The sequence below is a fragment of the Micromonospora sp. NPDC000663 genome, from assembly GCF_042898105.1.
Taxonomy (GTDB): Bacteria; Actinomycetota; Actinomycetes; order Mycobacteriales; family Micromonosporaceae; genus Micromonospora.
Window position 1 is genome coordinate 22,893 of sequence record NZ_JBIAYR010000003.1, and the last position, 16,437, is coordinate 39,329.

Sequence of the window (16,437 nt, forward strand, 5' to 3'; positions counted from 1 at the left end):
GTGCTCGGCGAAGGCGTGAGGCGGCGGCTTACGATCGCCTCTTACCAAAGGGTCGAGCTCTCCGCTACGCCGCGCCAGCCCCCACTGTCTCCATCGAGGCAGAACATGCCGTGGTGTATGGTTTGGTAAGGCTGTCATCGAACACCGCGTCGTAGATCAATCTCAGCTCTCCTGGTCAGAAGGTCGAATCGGGTGACCACGCGACCTAAATCGTAAGGGTTACCGGAAATCTGTCTTCTACTTTCAGGGTGACCGCGACGGTCAGGGTCAGGGTCGCAGAGATAACGGATCATTTCTATGATCTCGCCCCTGATTGGCGCTGGGATATCCTCGGCTATGCGAGCGAGTACACGACCGAACGCATCTTGCAGGTAAGGCAGAACTTCATCGTATGTACCGCCCCAGTTGCGCCAGGAGTGCATTGGGTGCAACTCCTGGTGGAGGAGAGCGTTTATCGATGCCCCCGTAAAGAGGAAGGCGGTGAAGCTCCCGAGCTGATGTAGGTCGCATCCCAATCGGCGCGGGCCGAAATCCGCTGGAACAAATCCATACATTTGCTCAGGGGGCGCGTAGCTAGGGTCACCTGCAATTGGAAACTCGTCGTGGGCTGCGGGAATAGCCTTATCTGTTGCCCTGCCAAGGTCTGAAACCTTACTTACGTCCGCCGGCTCGGAGCCCTGACCGCCAAAGACAAGAACGTTCGAAGGCTTAAGATCCTGATGTGCAATCTGCTGCCTGTGTAGCTGCTGGAGGCCAGTCGCAACGTGATGCAGGCAACGAAGCCTCGCAGCAACGTCCACCTGAGCGGCTGCGTTGAGCGCGGCTCTGATGTCGCCGCCTGCCTGCTCGAAGATTATGTAATTTACCCTTGGGAAGGTAAACCCTGGAACATCCACCACGCCTTGATCAATTGCCAAGACTACGCGCGACATTCGGGCCTCGGCACACTTGTTGAGAATGTCGCATTCGAAATTGTAGGCTTTCGTCAACTGTTCGAGGAGTTTCGCGGGATCGGGCGAACTGAGGGCTCTCGCAAGGTTGAGCGCCTTGCAAAAGCCTCGCCGCCCCTCGTCGCTTTCAACCAGGTATCCGGTGCAGAAAGTGCCACCAGTTGCATAGGGGCCCGGTTCAAGCTTCTCCAGGACTCGCCATCCCCCATCCAGTTTTAGGCCTATAAGGTTTTCAGCGGCATCTGCGGTCATCCTCAAACCCTCCTCGGATGGGGAATCCTACCCCTTGGATGCCGACCTCCCGTTCTAGCGCACCACGAGCCGGCAAAATTAGGCCACACAGCCCAACAGGAGGCAGCCGATCGGTTTAACTTCAGAGTCGATTTGGTTGCTATGCCAGTAAAATATTGGATACCGGGCGCCCTTGACGGCTCGAAGGGTAAACCCATCATCTACGGCCGAGCCCGCTCGGATGACGCTGCCACACGGCGTGCCCAAAGGCGGAGGCGCATTACTTAGATGACACGGGAAGCTCTCGCACGTAAGAGCAACCGAAGCCACGAGCTGCAGAATCTCGCAATCGAGTTATCGGCGGTGTAGCAGTCGTTCTGCGGGCCGACTCGCCACCGGGTCTGGCCCCAATCAGGACCGTGGAGCCTCCGCCACAAAGACGCCCCGACCCGGACGGCCGACCAACACGCCCTGCTCACGCAGGACCGCCACCGCCCGGTGGATCGTCGACACCGACACGTCGTAGTGGTCGGACAGCTGCTGAGTAGACGGAATCTTTGACCCGGGCTGGAACTCGCCCACCTCAATCCGCCTCAGCAGATCGTTGATCAACTCGTCCATGGTCGGCGGAATCGGCACGTGGAGGCCCCTTGCAGTCGGTTGGCCCTCCCAGTATCGAGCAACAGGTGAAAGAGCGGCAACAACTGACGCAGGAGAAGCAGGTGAGCAGTGACAGCTAGATTCGACAGGTAAGAGAGCGTTGACAGAGGTGACAGATATCGGTAGCGTCACTGTCGGTGATGCGGTGCTGCTGCGGTCGGTTGGCGCCTCTCGTACCGGTCTCGCATCGCCGCCGAGACCTCACCCTCCGCGCTCCCCCGGCGCGGCCCTGCTGCCGTACCGCCGATGAAGGCTGCGGTCGCAGGGTGGGGCGGTCTCCGCCGCCCGCAACCGGCGGAGGCCGCCCTCTCCACTTCGACGCGATCCGAAGAAGGGCGGTGCCCCGTGCGCGACCTGAACCGCCGGCTGGCGAACCGACGCCAAGAACGACAACCGATGGCAGCAGGCCAGAACAAGTCCCACCGTTACCGATGACCGATCGCTGGGTGATCCACCTGCCGGTCACCGCGCCCGATCTGTTTCGGGCCCGGATCCTCGCCCGGACCGCCGCGCGCGTGCTGGCCCGGCTCAGCGCCCGCGTCGAGCCGGGCGGGGTGACCGTGTCGGCCGAGGATCAGCAGGGCGTACGCCACTGGGTCTTCTGCGACCGGCGACTAACCGGCGGCGGCCGGTGTGCCCTGCCGACCGACCACAACACGCCCTGCTCGCGGCGCCCGCCCTGGCTCAACCGGCGGTGAGGACGAACGCGAAGGGGCTGGCGGGACGCAGCCCGCCAGCCCCGACAACGCCTGCGTCAGCCGGCGCCGCCGGCGCGGAACGCCACCCAGGCGTCGCTCATCCGGTCGGCCTGACCGGCGGTGAACATGTTCATGCAGGAGTCCTGCGTGTAGTCCATGAAGTTGTGGATCGGGTCGAGCCCGGGCGCGGTGCAGGTGTCAGCTCCCACCGGGCAGTCGAACTGCGGTGCCGCCTCGCGCGGGGTGTCCGCGACGAAGTCGCCGGAGGCGGAGCAGCCGTGCGCGAAGGTGTGCTCCAGCATCAGCCAGTGCCCCACCTCGTGCGTCAGCGTGTCACCGAGTGCGTACTTGCCGGCCGTGCCGCCCGGCATCGACTCGTCGAGCATCACCACGCCGTCGATGTAGTCGCGGCCGTTGTTGTAGCCCTTCGGGAAGTACGCCCAGCCGAGCAGCCCGCCGCCGATATTGGCCGCGTACACGTTGAGGGTTTCCGAGTCACCGGTGTACAGCGCCTTCTTCATGTCCCGCTCGTTCTTGCCGGGCTCCACCGTGTACCAGGCGCTGTTCACCGTCCACGTGGTGTCGACGAGCGAGAACCGGAACGGCGTGTTGGAGGCGTCCGCCGCGGTGCGACCCGCGAACGAGTCGTTGAGCACCGTCATCTGCGCGGCGATCAGGTTGTTCCACCTGGTCGTCTCGGCGGTGGTGAGCGGATGGTCGGAGATCATGTGGAAGACCGTCGGGATGGTGACGCTGCCGTTCGGCAGGCGCGGAGCGTCCTTGACCACGCCGTAGGCGTTGGCTTCGTTCTTTGAGTACAGCTCCGGTTCCTGGGCGGTGGCGCCCTGGGCGAGCCGGGCCGCGCCGTGCGGGTCGGCGCCCGGCTCGCACGCCGCTACGCCCGGGGAGGCGGTCGCGGGGGCGGCCGTGGCGAGTGCCCCGGAGGCGCCGCCGGACGCCAGGAGCGTCGCGGCGGTGGCGGTGAGGACCGCCAGTCGGAAGGTCGGTCTCCTGCGCATCGGTGCACCTTTCAGTGAGGGAGGCGGTGCGGCGTCGATGACGTCCTTGCTCGGGTATGAGAACACGCCGACGACATCGACAACAGACCCTCTGAGCAGGGCGGACGGCGATGTAACGGATCCGGATCGGCAAGCGCTGTTTGGCCGCTCCGGCGGAGTTCAGAGGACCCGGGTGGCCTGCTCGGCGGCGACCACGGCGTCCCGCCGGGCCGGGTCGAGGTTGGCGCTGATGACCACTGACGCGCCAGCCGACAGCGGCGCGAGCAACCACTTCAACGGCTGCTCGTGTTCGGCCGCGTCGACGAGCAGCCGGTCACCGGGACGCAGGCCGAGCATCCCGGCGACCTCCCGGGCGAGCGCCCCCCACTGGCCGTAGGTGGTGCCGTCCGCGCTGGCCGGATCGGACGGGCGGATCGCGGTGTGGTCGGGCGTGACGTCCGGGTGGCGGAGCACCTCGGCGGACCAGTCCAACCAGCCCAACGGCACGTCGGCCAGCCGGCCCGGCCCGGTGCCGACCAGGTAGCGGTGCGGCGCGTCCGGCACGTCCTCCAGCCAGTCGTCCTGCCGCTGCGGAGTCACGAAAACCGCGTCGAACGGCCGGTCACCGCCGGGTTCGAGCACTGGCAGACCCGCCGTGGCGCGCGGCCGGAACGACACCGCCAGGCCGCACGCCCACGCGCCCAACAACACCGCAGCCGTACGCCAGTGCGGCGGCAGTAGCACCGCTACGCGGCTGCCGGGGCCGAGCCCGCAGCCGTCCCGCAGCAGACTCGCGCTGCGCGCCGACCAGGCGCCGACCTGCTGTGCGGTCAGGTCGACGCGTTCACCCGTCGCCTCGTCGCGGTAACTCAGCAGCGGGCTCTCGGCCGCTGTGGGCGGGACGATCGGGTCGGCCGTGGCGTGTGGCTGCATCTGCGTGCTCCCGGGTGACGACGTCGGCACCACCCTACGCAACGACGTTGGTGGTCAGCGTGCACCGGGAGCGGCGGCAGGTGCCCGCCGTCGTCGCGATCGCCCTGGTCGGCGGCGGCTGCGCCCCTGCTCGCCTGTTGGTCATCTCGTGGCGAGCGAGGACGGTCGCCCGCTGCCGCGCACCTCCCGGCTCGGTGCCCGCTTACGACGGATGTCCGGCCGATCACACAAGGTGACGCCGAGCGCGGTCCGCCACCCATCACCCCCGGCCTTTGCTCTGCATACCTGTACGCGACACTCACGCTGCGCGAGCACGACGATGGCCGCCGCCCAGGAAGGCCGGCATGAAGTCGCAGCTCAACGTGGGTGTTGCCTATTGGTATGCAGAGCAAAGGGGTTGGTCGGTCCGGCCGGGGGCACGGGCAGACTTGCGCTCAGTGACGTAGACCCCGTCGCGGAGCCTGGGAAACCCAGAGTGAGCCCTCGATCTTCGGACGATGGCAGAACCCTCATCGGGAACCACGCCGTCCCACCTCACCTCAGAGGCAGTTCCGGGCCGCCGTCGAGCAGCGCGGCCAGCAGGTCGCCGTACTCCTCGACCCGGTCCAGGACCTCGGCGGCGGTGAACTGGCGGACGGCAGGCCTCCGGCCGCGGGCGCCGGCCTCGACCTCGTCCCAGGTCAGCGGCGTCGACACCGACGGCACCGACTGGGCCCGCAGCGAGTACGGCGCCACTGTCGTCTTCGCCGCGTTGTTCTGGCTCCAGTCGATGAAGACCTTGCCGGGGCGCAGGTTCTTCGCCATCTTCGACACGATCAGCTTCGGGTGCGCCTTCTCCAGCTCCTGCGCGATCCGCTTGGCGTAGTCGGAGACGACATCGGACGACTGGGTGCCGGCGATCGGGCAGCAGAGCTGCATGCCCTTCTTGCCAGACGTCTTCGGGTACGAGTCGATTCCGTCATCGGCGAGCCGGTCACGCATCAGCACCGCCACCGGGCAGCACTCGGCGAGCCCGGCCGGCGGGCCCGGGTCCAGGTCGACAACCATCATGTCGGGGTGCTCGCCGACCTTCCACTGGGGCGTGTGCAGCTCCAACGCGGCCAGGTTGGCAAGCCAGACCAGGGTGGGCAGGTCGTCCGCGACCACGTAGTCGATGGTCTCCCGGCCCTTCGTGGAGCCGGGCGCGGGCAGATTCTCCACGCGTACCCAGTCCGGGGTCGCGGCCGGCGTGTTCTTCTCGAAGAACGACTTGTCGTCCACCCCGTTCGGGAAACGGATCCGGGTGACCGGCCGGTCCCGCAGGTGCGGCAGCAGCACAGGCGAGATCCGCGTGTAGTAGTCGATCACCTCGCCCTTGGTGAAGCCGGCCGCCGGATAGAGCACCTTGTCCAGGTTGGAAAGCTCAAGCGGGCGGCCCTCGACATCCACCCGTAGCCGCTCAGCCGGCATCGTCGACCTCCTCCGGCGGCTTGTCCGGGCGCAACCGCAGCACCCGGGGGAAGCGCAGCCGGCCGTCGGGGGTGCGCTGGCCGTACTTCACCTCCACCACCACCCTCGGTTCTACCCAGATGGCGCCCCGGGCATCCTCGCGCGGCACACCCGCCGCGAACGGCGACGCGCCGGAGCGCAGCGGCTCCAGCTCGGCGAGGAGCGCCCGTTCGATGGCCACGCCGATCCCGCCGCCGACCCGCCCCCGGTAGATCAACCGACCGTCCGGGCCGGGCACTCCGACGAGCAGACCACCGATCCGGCGCGCTCCCGGCCGCCAGCCGCCCACCACGAAGTCACCGGTCACCTCCAGCTTGACCTTCACCCAGTCCGGCGAGCGCACCCCGGGGCGGTAGACGGCGCCGACCCGCTTCGCCATCACCCCCTCCAGGCCGTGCTCACCTGCCGCCTCGTAGGTGGCCGGGCCGTCGGAGAAGACCGGCGGGATCGCCCACCGGGCACCGCCGAGGGCGAGCGCGTCAAGGGCCTCGCGGCGGCGCTCGTACGGCCAGCCGGTCAGATCGTCGCCGTTCCACCGCAGCAGGTCGAAGATCATGTACGTCACCGGCATGACCGCCGCCAGGCGGGCCGCTCTGCTCCGGTCCCGCACGTGCATCCGCTCGGCGAGAGCCGTGAACGACGGCTGCCCACCCTCGCCGAGCAGCACCACCTCGCCGTCGAACAGCGCGTCGTCGACCTGCTCGTGCAGCGTGGCCAGCTCCGGGTACGCGGCGGTGATCTCCGCGCCGGAACGGGCATACAGGCGCTGAGCACCGTCGGAGATGTCGGCGAGGGCGCGGATGCCGTCCCATTTGAACTCGTACACCCAGCCGTCACCGGCCGGGAGCGACCCGGTCATCGCGAGCATCGGCTTGAGCGGCGCGCCGGGCACGACCCGACTGTAGTAGCAGGCCGAACACCTCGCGTCCGGTTCTTTCGGATGCGAGCATGGTCGATACCGGGGAAGGGAGCGCAGGATGCGTGCCATCTGGAAGGGAGCCGTGTCGTTCGGGCTCGTCTCGATCGGGGTGAAGTTGTACTCCGCGACCGAGGAGAAGGACATCCGGTTCCATCAGGTGCACCGCGAGGACGGCGGGCGGATCCGCTACAAGCGCACCTGCTCGGTCTGCGGCGAGGAGGTCACCTACGACGACATCGCCAAGGGCTACGACATCGGCGGCGGCGAGATGGTGATCCTCACCGACGAGGACTTCGCCGACCTGCCGCTGACCAGTTCACGCGCGATCGACGTGCTGGAGTTCGTCCCCGCCGAGCAGGTCGACCCGATCCTCTACAACAAGGCGTACTTCCTGGAGCCCGAGGGCACGGCCACCAAGCCGTACGTGCTGCTGCGCGACGCGCTGATCGACTCGGAGCGGGTCGCCATCGTCAAGGTGGCGCTGCGCCAGCGGGAGCAGCTCGCCACGCTGCGGGTACGCGAGGGTGTGCTGCTGCTCAACACGATGCTCTGGCCGGACGAGATCCGTACCCCCGACTTCGGGTTCCTCGACGAGGACCTCAAGGTGCGTCCGCCCGAGCTGGCGATGGCCAGTTCGCTCATCGACTCGATGACCGGCGAGTTCGAGCCGGACGTCTTCACCGACGACTACCGGGCGGCGTTGCAGGAGGTCATCGACGCCAAGGTGGAGGGTCGGGAGGTCGTGCAGCCGGAGGAGGTCGAGGAGGCCCCGGCGGCGGCGGTCGACCTGATGGCCGCGCTGAAGGCGTCGGTGGACCGGGCCCGGGCGGCCCGCGGCGAGCAGCCCGCGCGTGGCGGCGGTGGCGAGCCGACGCCTATCTCGTCGGCCCGTTCGGCGCAGAAGACGGCCGAGAAGAAGGCGACGAAGGCGCCCGCGAAGAAGACGGCGGAGAAGAAGGCCGCCGAGCCGGCGAAGAAGACCGCCGCCAGGAAGACCCCCGCGAAGAAGGCGGAGCCCGCGAAGAAGACGACCGCGCGCAAGACCGCGCCCCGCAAGAGCGCCTGACCGTACGCCGCACCGGGGGTGTCCGCCGGACCGGGTACGCTCCGCCGGCCAGTGGCCACCGGAGGAGCCCCCATGCCGTACACCCCTGATCTGGGTCGGTTGTTGACGCCCGGCGCCCGATTCACGGACCAGCACGGCGCGTACCTGATCGAGGTCCACCCGGTGGGCGACATCGCGCTGCCGACCGGTCAGGTGGTCGGGTGCGACCCGCTGGTCCGGCCGGAGGCCGAGCCGTTCACGGTGACCGTGCCCCCGGGGCGGCATCCGGCCCGGGCCTGGGTGGCCGCGGTGCTCCGGGAGGACGCCGAGGTGGACCGGCGGGTAGCCGCGCTGGAGCTGGTGATCTCCGACGGGCCGACGGTCCGCTGGGAGCCGGCAGTCGTCGGCGACCAGGACGTCACCGACCTCGGCGCCGACGACTACTTCGGGTACGGGGTGGACGCGGGCGCCGGCACGCTGGCCGACCCGACTGCGCTCGCCGTCCTGGAGACCTGGGACGAGGAGCAGGTCGAGGAGGTGTTCATCCCGGCGGAGCTGCCCTCGTCGCCGGTCCCGGGGCTGATCACCGCAGTCCTGGACGAGGCGACCGGCGCGAACGTCGTCACCGTCGCCACCGGTTGGGGTGACGGTTGCTACGGCACCTGGATCGGTCGGGCCGCCGACGGGCGGGTCACCTCGTTCGTGACCGACTTCATGGTCGTCCCGGGATAATCGCCTCCGACGGCGTCCCTGGGCGATCCGTGCCGTCCGGGGCGGGCACGGTAGGCCGCCGGGCGGGTACCGTGTGCGTCGGCTTTCCCCCCGGCACCGGGTGCCGGCCACACCTTCGCAGCAGGGAGTCGACGACGTGAGCGAGCGGACGCAGCAGAACCGGTCGGAGGGCCAGAGCCCGGCGACGAAGGCGGGGCGGCGGCTGGCCGCCCAGCTGGCGGAGCAGAAGGCCGCCGAGGCGAAGCGCCGCCGCAACGCGTGGGCCGGCGGTCTCGCCGGCATCGCCGTGATGGCACTGCTGATCGGCGGTTTCGTGTGGATCGACAAGACGCGGGGCGACGACGACAAGTCCGCGAACCAGGCCGCCGCGACCCCGAGCGCCTCCGCCGCGGCTCCGGACGCGCCCACCGCGCCGCCCGCCCCGCAGCTGCCCGAGGGCGCCGACCCGGCGCTGGGCAGCAAGCCGAAGGTGACGGCGGGCAAGGGCGAGCTGAAGAAGCTCACGGTCACCCCCGTGATCAAGGGGACGGGCCCGGCGGTGAAGCAGGGGCAGACCATCACCACCAACTACGTGGGCGTGTTCTACAAGGACGGCAAGGAGTTCGACTCGTCCTGGAACTCCGGCCAGCCGGCCTCCTTCCCGATCGGTGTCGGCCAGGTCATCCCGGGCTGGGACCAGGGCCTGGTCGGCGTGACCGTGGGCAGCCGGGTGCAGCTCGACATTCCGGGCGAGCTGGCGTACGGCAACGACGAGGCCGCCGCCGGTGGACGCCCCACCGGGCCGCTGCGCTTCATGGTGGACGTGCTCGCCGCCCAATGACCTGCCCGGATCGTCCCGGTTGTCGCCGGGCCGCGATGGAGTTGTTCACATGGGGCTTCCGGCCCGTCACCCTCCGGCAGTAGGTTCGGCGTCACCCCGGGCGGCCCACCGTCCGGGGTGACCATGCGGACGCGGGACGCGGAGGTGCACGTGACTGACGAGCCTGGGCGTACGGCCCGGTTGATGTGGACGCATTTCGAGCCGGTGCACGCGGTCACCTACTTCCACCCCCGGGCGCGGGCCGCGTACGAGGCGGTCGGGCTGCGCGGCTACTGGCGGGGTTACTTCGCCGGGCGGGCCGCTCCGCTGGGCCCCACCGAGGCGGCCCCGGTGATCTCCGCGTTCTTCACCTTCGCGCCACCCATGGTGACCAGGGCTCTGCCAGCGGTGTGGCGGTTGGCCACTCCGCAGGAGGCGCTGCGTGCCCGGCTGACAGGCGCGGTGCAGGCCCTCGCCGAGCTGACGTACGAACTGCCGGAGACCCATCTGGTGGAGACCGCCGATCTGTTGGAGCGGGCCGCCGGGGCGGCGCAGACGGCCGGCCGGCTGCTCGGCGCGGTCAACGCGGCGCTGCCGGTAGGCGAGTACCCCCTGGCCCGGATGTGGCAGGCCGCGACCACGCTGCGCGAGCACCGGGGCGACGGGCACGTGGCGGCGCTTGTGGCTGCCGGCCTGGACCCGGTGGAGACCCTGGCGTGGCGGGTCGCCGTGGACATGTCGCCGGTGAACCTGCTGGGTCGGGGCTGGTCGGAGGAGCAGTGGGGGGCCGCCCGCGAGCGGTTGGCGCAGCGGGGCTGGTTGACACCGGACGGGACGGCCACCGAGCACGGCCGGGCCGGCTTCCAGGCGGTCGAGGACGCCACAGACCTCGCCGCCGCCCACCCGTGGCAGGCCCTCGGCTCCGACGACACGGACCGGCTCCGGGAGCTGCTGGAGCCGATCGCCAGGTCCTGCCACACGCTGATCCCGGAGGGCAGCCCGATCGGACTGCCCGCGCTGCCCGGCTGACCGGACGCCTCCGGGTCGGGCAGGATGGGCCCGTGGCGGATGCGGTGGTCTTCGACCTGGACGGCGTGATCGTGGATTCCGAGCCGGTGTGGGAGGAGGTCCGGCGGGCGTACGTGGCGGCGCACGGCGGCACGTGGCAACCGGACACGCAGCGCCGGTTGATGGGCATGAGCACCGGCGAGTGGGCGCACTACCTCAGCGGCGAGCTGGGGGTGGACCGCACCGCCGGGCAGGTCGCCGACGAGGTGGTCGAGGAGATGACCCGGCGCTACCGGGACCACGTACCCCTGATCGACGGCGCCGACGAGGTGGTGCGCCGGCTGGCCGCGCGGTGGCCGCTGGGGCTTGCCAGTTCGTCGCCGACCCGGCTGATCGCGGCGGCGCTGGCCGCCACCGGTCTCACCGACGCGTTCGTGACGACCCTGTCCACCGAGGAGACCGAACGCGGCAAGCCGGCCCCGGACGTGTACCTGAGCGTGGCGCGGCACCTCGGCGTCGACCCGGCCCGCTGCGTGGCGGTGGAGGACTCGTCGAACGGGGTCCGGTCCGCCGCCGCCGCCCGGATGCGTGTGGTGGCGGTGCCGCACGGGTCGTACCCTCTCGACCCGGACGCGGCCGGGCTGGCCGTGGTGTCGCTCGCCGCGATCGGCGAGCTGACCCCGGAGCTGGTGGACGACCTGGGTTGATCGAGGCTGAGCGGGGTACCGCAGCCGCGGTGCTCGGCGCGGAAGCCGTGCAGGGTGAGGAGACCACGGATGAAAGCCATCGTGTACGAGCGCACCGGCGATCCTTCGGTGCTGGAACTGGTCGACCGGCCGGTGCCGGAGCCGGGAGCGGGCGAGGTCCTGGTCCGGGTGGCGGTCTCGGGGGTGAATCCGACGGACTGGAAGTCCCGCCGCAGCGCCGCGCCGGACGGGTGGCAGATCCCCGGGCAGGACGGGGCGGGTGTGGTGGAGGCGGTCGGCGAGGGGGTCGGCCGTGAGCTGATCGGTGAGCGGGTCTGGATCTGGGAGGCGGCCTGGCGGCGGCCGTGGGGCACCGCCGCGGAGTACACGCTGGTGCCGGTCCGGCAGGTGGTACGCCTGGGCGACGCCTCGTTCGAGGTGGGGGCCAGTCTGGGCATCCCGTTCCTCACCGCGCACCGCTGCCTGACCGCCGGTGAGTTCATGCCTGACGCGCTGCGCGCCGGCGCCCTGGCCGACCACACGGTGCTGGTGCAGGGCGGGGCGGGCGCGGTGGGCAACGCGGCGATCCAGCTCGCCCGCTGGGCCGACGCCACGGTGATCACCACGGTGAGCAGCGCGGAGAAGGCGCAGCTCGCGGCGGCGGCCGGCGCCTCCCACGTGATCAATTACCTGGAGCAGGACGTGGTCGAGGAGGTCCGCAGGATCGCCCCCGACGGGGTGCACACGATCGTGGAGGTCTCCCCCGCCCGGAACGCCGCAGTCGACGTGCAGGTGCTGCGGCACGGCGGCGCGGTGTGCATGTACGCCGACGATGGCGGGGGCGAGGTGACCATCCCGGTCCGGCCGATGATGGCGCCGAACGCGCGTTGGCAGTTCGTGCTCGTCTACACCGAGCCGAAGGCGGCCAAGGCGCAGGGGGTGGTCGACGTGGCGGCGGCGGCCAACCAGGGCGGCATCCGGGTCGGCGCGGGCGCGGGCCTGCCGCTGCACCGCTATCCGCTGGCCGGGACGGCCGACGCACACCAGGCGGTGGAGGACTCGGCGGTGGGCAAGGTGCTGATCAGCACCAGCGACGCCTGATCGGGTCGCTCACCACCCGATTTCCCCGTCATCGGGACAGAGGCGAACAAGTTTCGCAACAATGACAGTGCGGGTCGCCCCGCGTGGAACGGGCGGCCCCGGCGCGGTGCGAACGCCGGGGCCGCCCCCCTGGGGAGGAATGTCAGGAGTAATCCCTCACCCAACAGGCGACGGTGCCCGGAAATACGTTACGGGGCTGTCAGCTCCCGGACAGTCAGCTCGCCCCCGGCGTACTGCGAACGGACGACCTTCTTGTCGAACTTGCCGACGCTGGTCTTCGGCACGGCGTCGATGAACGCCCACCGCTCGGGCAACTGCCAGCGGGCCACCGAACCGGCCAGGAACTCGCGCAGCTCCTCGGCGGTCACCGAGGCGCCCTCCCGGACCACAACGGTGGCCAGGGGCCGCTCGTCCCACCGCTCGTCCGGCACACCCACCACGCATGCCTCAAGCACCGCCGGGTGGGCCATCAGCGCGTTCTCCAGCTCCACCGACGAGATCCACTCGCCACCGGACTTGATCACGTCCTTGGCGCGGTCGGTCAACGTGATGTACCCGTCCGGCGAGAGGGTGCCCACGTCCCCCGTACGCAGCCAACCGTCGCGGAACTTCTCCTCGTCCGGGACGTCGTCGCCGACGTACCGGGCGGTCACCCAGGGCCCTCGGACCTCCAACTCCCCCACGGCCGTGCCGTCGACGGCAAGCGGCTCGCCCAACGGGCCGACGATCCGCGCCTGCACCCCCGCCGGCACCCGCCCCTGCGTGTAGCGGTACCGCCACGCCTGCTCACCGCTCGCGCCGGCCGGTGGACGCGAGACCGACCCCAGCGGGGACATCTCCGTCATCCCCCAGGCGTGGATGACGTCGATCCCGTACCGCTCGTCGAACGCGTGCATCAACGCCGGCGGACAGGCCGACCCGCCGACGATCACCTCGGTGAGCGAGGAGGTGTCCACGTCGTGGTCGTCCAGGTAGGCCAGCAGGTCGGTCCAGATCGTCGGCACCGCGCCGGCCAGGGTGGGCCGCTCCGCGGCGATCATCTCGGCGATCGGGGCGGCCTGGAGGAACCGGTCCGGCATGATCATCGACGCGCCGGAGAGGAACGCCGCGTACGGCAGGCCCCACGACATGGCGTGGAACATCGGCACGATGGCCAGCTCCCGGTGGGTCGGCCCGAGACCGAAGCCCTCCGGCATGCAGACCTGCAAGGAGTGCAGGTAGATCGACCGGTGCGAGTACGCGACACCCTTCGGGTTGCCCGTGGTGCCGGAGGTGTAGCAGAGCGCCGCCGCGTCGCGCTCGTCCACCTCGGGCCAGTCGTACACCTCGGGCCGGTCGGCGAGCAGCGCGTCCCAGTGGTGCACGGTGATCCGGTCACCGGCGGCCGCGACGAGCGGCGCCGGATCGCCGCCGCCGACCACCACCACGTGCCGAACCGTGGTCAGCTCGCCGATCACCCGGGCCAGCAACGGGATGAGGGTGGTGTCGACGAGCACCACCCGGTCCTCGGCGTGGTTGGCGATGTAGACGACCTGGTCGGGAAAGAGCCGGATGTTGAGGGTGTGGAGCACCGCGCCCATGCTCGGCACCGCGAAGTAGGCGACCAGGTGCTCGTTGTTGTTCCACATGAAGGTGGCGACGCGCTCGTCGCCGGTCACCCCGCACTCGTCACGCAGCGCGTGCGCCAGCCGGGCGGCGGCCCGACCCACCTCGGCGTACGTCATCCGGCGGGGTTCGGCGCCGGTCCAGGTGACCACCTCCGCCGCGCCGTGCACGGTGGCGCCGTGGTCGAGGATCCGGGAGACCTGAAGGGGGGCGTCCATCATCGTGCTACGCATGGGTAACAAGCTAGTGTCGCCGGTCACACCTTGGGAACCCCCGTAAATTGTCGCAGGTGAGCATCTCCTGGGCCGATTCGTACGTGGGACAGTTACGCGCGCTCGCCGGGGACCGGACGCTGATGTTCGTCGGCGCCCGTGCCGTGGTCAGCGACAACGCCGGACGCATCCTGCTGATCCAACGCTCCGACAACGGCCAGTGGGCCATGCCCGCCGGGGCCATGGAGCTGGGCGAGTCGATCGCCGACTGCGCGGTGCGGGAGGTCCGCGAGGAGACCGGGCTGAGGGCGCTGCGGGTCTGCGCGTTCGCCCTCTACACCGGCCCGGACCGGACCAGCACCAACATGTACGGGCACACGTACCAGGTCTTCACCACGGCGTTCAAGGTCGAGGAGTGGGACGGGCAGTTGACCCGGACCACCGACGAGACCACCGACGCCGGCTTCTTCCCCCGGGACCGGTTCCCCGCCCCGCTCTCCGGCTCGGTCCTGGAAACCCTGGCCGACCTGGACGTCTTCGAGAAGACCAACCGCCTGATCCTCAAGTAGGAAGGCCCCGGAGCCGGTCGGCTCCGGGGCCTCACCAGGTCGGATCAGGTCGCCGGCACCACACCGACGTCGATCGTCACCACACCGCCGTCGACCACCTCGATCACCGTGCTGTCGGCGTACGGGGCGTTGTACGGAGACTCCGGCACCAGCGTGACGTCCGAGTCGGTCGCGTCGTCCCCGACGTCAGGGGTGGTGGGCAGCCAGCCGTAGGTCAGCCCGGCCCGGACCACGTACCGTCCCGGCGGCAACGCGCGCTCGTAGTCGCCGTAGATCGAGAATCCGGACCTGGGCGCCTCGATCGGGGACCCGCCCTCGGGGATGAACGTCAGCGTGTTCACCGGCGGCTCGTAGCCGATCAACGGCTCACCGGCGTCCCGCTGGCCGTCGCGGTTCTCGTCGTACCAGCCGGTGCCGCGTACGGTGCCCTGGGGCAGGTAAGCAGTCGTTGCCGAACGGGTGTTGTTGGCCTGGTCGGTGTCCGGGTTCGCGGAGGTCACCGCCGCCGTCAGGGTCAGTGGGCCGGCGGGCGTACCGGCGCCGACGGTGACGTCGAGCGGGAGGTAGTGGTACTCGCCTCGGTACACGGCGTCCCGCTGGCACTCCCAGTACCAGACGCCGCTCCCGGCCTCCTGCCCCGGCTCACACGTCCAGTCCGGATTGCCGGCACCGCCGGCCGTCGGCCGCACCGTGGGGGCGAGCAGCAGACGGACCCGGACGTCCTCGGCCGGCTGGTCGGACAGGTTCTCCACCACGACACCGACAGGCACGGTGTCGCCCGCGACCACCTGGTCGTCGAGGAGCACCACGTTTGTGACCGCGATGTCGGTGGCGTCCACCGGGCCGGGACCGACGTAGCGGTACAGCACGTCCGTCTCGTTGTTCGAGTCGGTCATCCACTCCCGGCTGGACGTGGTGACCCGTCCGTGCACGGAGAAGCGCTCGTCGTCGACGCCTGCCGCAGCCCGCATGGGGATGGTGATGGCGGCGGTGGCGTCCGGGGCCAGCGGACCGGCGGTACAGATCAACGGCGTCGACGCCAGATCGCAGGTCCAACCGTCGGCGCCGGACGGCTCGCCGTCAAGCGTGACGCCAGTCGGGCGGTCGACGACCAGCCGAAGATCCTGCGCGGTCGCTGTACCTGTGTTCTTGACCGTGAACATCGGCTGGAGCAGGCCACCATCGACCGGCACGTCCGTCTCGCCCCACACTCCGGTGTCCGGGCCGGGCAGCAGGTGCAGGTCCGCGGCGAGCGCGTAGGTCGTCCGGACCTGGTCGGTGTTGTTGGTCCTGGTCACCTCACGCGCGCTGGTCGAGGCCGTCGCCGCGATGGTGGCGACCTTTCCGGCAGGTCCGGCCGGGAGGTTGAGGTAGATCAGTAGCGGCTCCGCCGAGCCGCCCGCCGGCACCGCGCCGTAGGAGTGGACGCATTCGAATGTGGTGTAGTCGCACTGCCAGGATGCTCCGGCGATCGAACTGCCGGAGGGCAGCTTGAAGGAGACCCGGACATCGTCCACGCCCGCCGTGCCGATGTTGTCGACGCTCGCCCGCACGACCACGGTCGTCCGGTCCGGCCAGATCATGGCCGAGGAGCTGACTGTGGTCAGGTCGAGCCGTAGGTCGGCGCGGCCGGCGGCTGCGGCTGGCGTGGCCTGCGTCGTCGCGACTGCCGCAGCTGAGGTGAGCAGCGCGAGACCGACGCCGAGCAGGCGGCGTCCGAGGTACTGAGGCATGCACGTCCCCCGAGTAGGTAGGAAGACCGCGCGCGGCCGGCGGAGCCGCCGCGAGCGGCGCCGGCCGGTA

Annotated in this window: 16 protein-coding genes; 8 read left to right on the plus strand and 8 right to left on the minus strand. The window is 70.1% G+C overall.

Translation table 11 applies throughout. From position 1 onward, the window contains the following. Positions 1–134: 134 nt before the first annotated feature. A complete protein-coding gene (locus ACFY1S_RS12310) occupies positions 135–1,202 on the minus strand; it encodes a protein kinase (RefSeq protein ID WP_387116144.1) in 1,068 nt (355 codons plus the stop codon). A gap of 390 nt (positions 1,203–1,592) precedes the next feature. Further along, the gene (locus ACFY1S_RS12315; protein ID WP_387116147.1) at positions 1,593–1,820 is read right to left on the minus strand and encodes a winged helix-turn-helix domain-containing protein; all 228 of its coding nucleotides are present in this window, start codon (positions 1,818–1,820) and stop codon (positions 1,593–1,595) included. Between the two features lie 452 nt (positions 1,821–2,272). Here ACFY1S_RS12315 and ACFY1S_RS12320 point away from each other — a divergent pair, with 452 nt between their 5' ends. Continuing rightward, the gene (locus ACFY1S_RS12320) at positions 2,273–2,539 is read left to right on the plus strand and encodes a hypothetical protein (RefSeq protein WP_387116150.1); all 267 of its coding nucleotides are present in this window, start codon (positions 2,273–2,275) and stop codon (positions 2,537–2,539) included. 56 nt (positions 2,540–2,595) lie between these two features. Here ACFY1S_RS12320 and ACFY1S_RS12325 read toward each other — a convergent pair whose 3' ends face one another. From ACFY1S_RS12325 to ligD (ACFY1S_RS12340), 4 genes are all read right to left on the minus strand, one after another. Then, positions 2,596–3,558, minus strand: a complete 963-nt coding sequence (locus tag ACFY1S_RS12325) for a zinc metalloprotease (protein WP_364368964.1) — start codon at positions 3,556–3,558, stop codon at positions 2,596–2,598. Positions 3,559–3,717: 159 nt separating this feature from the next. Then, positions 3,718–4,470: a TIGR03089 family protein gene (locus tag ACFY1S_RS12330; RefSeq protein ID WP_387116153.1), complete on the minus strand. Its 753-nt coding sequence runs from the start codon at positions 4,468–4,470 to the stop codon at positions 3,718–3,720. A 534-nt stretch (positions 4,471–5,004) separates the two neighbouring features. Then, the gene (gene ligD / locus ACFY1S_RS12335; RefSeq protein ID WP_387116156.1) at positions 5,005–5,919 is read right to left on the minus strand and encodes a non-homologous end-joining DNA ligase; all 915 of its coding nucleotides are present in this window, start codon (positions 5,917–5,919) and stop codon (positions 5,005–5,007) included. Next, positions 5,909–6,850 (minus strand): non-homologous end-joining DNA ligase, encoded by a 942-nt coding sequence (gene ligD, locus ACFY1S_RS12340; RefSeq protein ID WP_387116159.1) that lies wholly within the window; start codon positions 6,848–6,850, stop codon positions 5,909–5,911. Before ligD (ACFY1S_RS12340) ends, ligD (ACFY1S_RS12335) begins: the two co-directional genes overlap by 11 nt. Before the next feature lie 85 nt (positions 6,851–6,935). On the opposite strand from ligD (ACFY1S_RS12340), the gene ACFY1S_RS12345 reads away from it, so the two are divergent. The 6 genes from ACFY1S_RS12345 to ACFY1S_RS12370 all read left to right on the plus strand — a co-directional run bounded on the left by ACFY1S_RS12345 (position 6,936) and on the right by ACFY1S_RS12370 (position 12,248). Next, entirely contained in the window at positions 6,936–7,943 is a 1,008-nt protein-coding gene (locus tag ACFY1S_RS12345) for a Ku protein (RefSeq protein WP_387116161.1), read from the plus strand. 72 nt (positions 7,944–8,015) lie between these two features. Continuing rightward, positions 8,016–8,654, plus strand: coding sequence for a DUF4241 domain-containing protein (locus tag ACFY1S_RS12350; protein WP_387116164.1), 639 nt, complete (start codon positions 8,016–8,018; stop codon positions 8,652–8,654). A 100-nt stretch (positions 8,655–8,754) separates the two neighbouring features. Beyond that, positions 8,755–9,474, plus strand: coding sequence for an FKBP-type peptidyl-prolyl cis-trans isomerase (locus tag ACFY1S_RS12355; RefSeq protein WP_387117611.1), 720 nt, complete (start codon positions 8,755–8,757; stop codon positions 9,472–9,474). A 183-nt stretch (positions 9,475–9,657) separates the two neighbouring features. Next, positions 9,658–10,482, plus strand: a complete 825-nt coding sequence (locus ACFY1S_RS12360) for a hypothetical protein (RefSeq protein ID WP_387117614.1) — start codon at positions 9,658–9,660, stop codon at positions 10,480–10,482. 32 nt (positions 10,483–10,514) lie between these two features. Then, a complete protein-coding gene (locus tag ACFY1S_RS12365) occupies positions 10,515–11,168 on the plus strand; it encodes an HAD family hydrolase (RefSeq protein ID WP_387116167.1) in 654 nt (217 codons plus the stop codon). 69 nt (positions 11,169–11,237) lie between these two features. Next, on the plus strand, positions 11,238–12,248 hold the full coding sequence (locus ACFY1S_RS12370) for an NADPH:quinone reductase (RefSeq protein ID WP_387116170.1): 1,011 nt from the start codon (positions 11,238–11,240) through the stop codon (positions 12,246–12,248). Positions 12,249–12,436: 188 nt separating this feature from the next. On the opposite strand, the gene ACFY1S_RS12375 is transcribed toward ACFY1S_RS12370, so the two are convergent. Beyond that, positions 12,437–14,071 carry a fatty acid--CoA ligase gene (locus tag ACFY1S_RS12375; protein WP_387117617.1) on the minus strand — a complete coding sequence of 545 codons (1,635 nt, stop codon included), beginning with the start codon at positions 14,069–14,071 and terminating at the stop codon, positions 12,437–12,439. Between the two features lie 71 nt (positions 14,072–14,142). On the opposite strand from ACFY1S_RS12375, the gene ACFY1S_RS12380 reads away from it, so the two are divergent. Then, positions 14,143–14,634 (plus strand): NUDIX domain-containing protein, encoded by a 492-nt coding sequence (locus ACFY1S_RS12380; RefSeq protein ID WP_364368992.1) that lies wholly within the window; start codon positions 14,143–14,145, stop codon positions 14,632–14,634. Positions 14,635–14,678: 44 nt separating this feature from the next. Here ACFY1S_RS12380 and ACFY1S_RS12385 read toward each other — a convergent pair whose 3' ends face one another. Next, positions 14,679–16,367: a hypothetical protein gene (locus ACFY1S_RS12385; RefSeq protein ID WP_387116173.1), complete on the minus strand. Its 1,689-nt coding sequence runs from the start codon at positions 16,365–16,367 to the stop codon at positions 14,679–14,681. Positions 16,368–16,437 lie beyond the last annotated feature (70 nt).